This is a genomic window from Nocardia seriolae NBRC 15557 (assembly GCF_007990715.1).
Lineage (GTDB): Bacteria > Actinomycetota > Actinomycetes > Mycobacteriales > Mycobacteriaceae > Nocardia > Nocardia seriolae.
This window is the reverse complement of the sequence record NZ_BJWY01000280.1, coordinates 1-694: the sequence shown is the minus strand read 5'-3', so window position 1 is coordinate 694 and position 694 is coordinate 1. Positions and strand designations below refer to the sequence as shown.

Annotated in this window: 1 protein-coding gene; it reads left to right on the top strand. The window is 56.9% G+C overall.

Annotation, left to right across the window (positions count from 1 at the left end):
* Positions 1-208: 208 nt before the first annotated feature.
* Positions 209-568, top strand: coding sequence for a DUF4254 domain-containing protein (locus tag NS2_RS35700; RefSeq protein ID WP_033091793.1), 360 nt, complete (start codon positions 209-211; stop codon positions 566-568).
* Positions 569-694: the final 126 nt, after the last annotated feature.

The window sequence follows — 694 nt, the reverse complement described above, 5'->3', positions numbered from 1 at the left end:
CGAGAGAGCATGATCCAGCTAGCCTATTCGTGTACGGCCGATCCGATGACCGGTATAGCTGAATCCGGAGACCAATCATGTTGGTGCGATTAGTGATGCTGTCGGGTGTGTTTGGGGAGTCGCGATGACCATGTCGATAGCCGGCGTCCTGCCGACCGCTCCTCAATTGCTCTGTGCCTTCCAGGGGAGGCGATTTCAAGATCGAGTATTGCTGCGGTCGGCACACGCCCTCGCCGAACTGCACGAACGCCGTGCCCAGGTACGGGATCCCATGATGGTCAGTGAGATCGATTGTCGCCGCGGTGAACTCGTTGACGATATCAACGATTGGGTGGAACAGGAACTGCCACAACACCGCAACGGCGCCACCATGCACACCGAGAGCCTGGGTGCGGTGGTGGACCGCATGGCCAGGAGCTGGGTGGAAGCCAATCAGGTGATCGATCACGAGGGCGCGGCCAGTGATAACACCCATAAACACTGGTACCATCTCGCCGAACTGGTTGACGGCTACACTGATCTCGTAATCGACGTGGCCGGTGGTCGCCGCCGTTTACCAGAACAATGATTCCAAATGCATTGACACAATTGATGTATTGCTACCGAATCGTTGAACGTCAGCGGTGACGTCAGCCGGGTAAAGCTATCGGACCAATAGCTCACTCGAACCGTAGGACGTCGCCCGCCTAATACT